The organism is Oleiphilus sp. HI0066, assembly GCF_001635725.1.
The window spans coordinates 1-1,260 of sequence record NZ_LWFH01001806.1 but is presented as its reverse complement, the minus strand read 5'-3'; the positions used below and the strand labels follow the sequence as shown (position 1 = coordinate 1,260).

Annotated in this window: 1 protein-coding gene; it reads left to right on the top strand. The window is 48.8% G+C overall.

Annotated elements, in window-relative coordinates:
* On the top strand, nucleotides 1–1,151 hold a 1,151-nt coding region (locus A3738_RS32455; RefSeq protein ID WP_197474101.1), incomplete at its 5' end, for a VCBS domain-containing protein.
* Nucleotides 1,152–1,260 lie beyond the last annotated feature (109 nt).

The window sequence follows — 1,260 nt, the reverse complement described above, 5'->3', positions numbered from 1 at the left end:
CGCCTCCAAGTCAGATGACCCTACTGGAAGACGGAGCGCAAACTCAGTTATCTGGAACGCTGAGCACGAGCGATGTCGATAAGGGCGATACTGCGACGTTTACTCCAGGCACTTTCAAAGGCACCTATGGCACTTTCACGATTGATGCCAACGGTAATTGGACATATACCCTCGATAAAGGTGCAAATGCAACGCAAGCCTTAGCGCAGGGGCAAATCGCAACCGAGAGCTTTGCCGTCGTGGCGACCGATCAGTCCGGTGCGTCGGTATCAAAAGTGATTTCCATGAATTTAGTTGGTACCAATGACGTACCAACTGTCAATGGAATCGCGACGGGCACGACTGTTGAAAATCTTCAATTGAATGCAGTTGGCTTCTTGCAAGCAACGGACGTAGACACAGGCGACAAAATTACCCAATGGCGCGTACTCAACCCCAACGGCACTTATGGCTCGCTTTCTATCGACCAAAATGGCAAGTGGATATATACCCTCGATAACAATGACGCAGATACAAAAGCCTTGAAGGCAGGTCAAACGGGTCAAGAGGCGTTTCAAGTTGTCGCGGTTGATTTAAGCGGCGGCACTTCTCAACCCTTCTCGATTAATGTCGATGTCATCGGAACGCAAAATAGAGCTCCAGGGGGCGGAGGCACTCCTCCGAGTGGCGTAACCACGACGCACCCTACGATTGTCGCGAATGTTATTGAGAATACCAAACCCAAAGATAGTGGCTCATTTTCTGGCGCACCGGGTACTGCCTTAAAAGACCCAGAGTTTAAAGCACCTGATGAAAATTCTAGTCCTACTCGTGTTGGCAATAATGCAGACAATCACATTAAGGGTACTAACAAGCAAGGTTTTATCGACGGACGCGGAGGTAACGACCGGATAGACGGAGGCGATAAGGATGATCGAATTCACGGAGGTGATGGCAACGACCAATTGAAGGGAGGAAAAGGAGATGACGTTTTAAGAGGTGGTAGCGGAAATGATCTGTTAGATGGCGGATCGGCTAATAAAGGCGATACCGCTGAGTTTACTGGAAGTCGAAGTGAGTATCGTATTGTCGATTTGGGCAATGGTCAGGGCACCATATGCACCGCCTACAACAGGATGCGCAGAGACAGATTGATAGCTTCCAACGGTTGAAGGAATTGGCGAACCAGACTGAACATTGCTATCTGTATAGGTGCCATTTGCAAAACTAAAAAATTCGATGTTCTTAACGGTATCTGTGCCGTCACGCCCAGGTATGGTA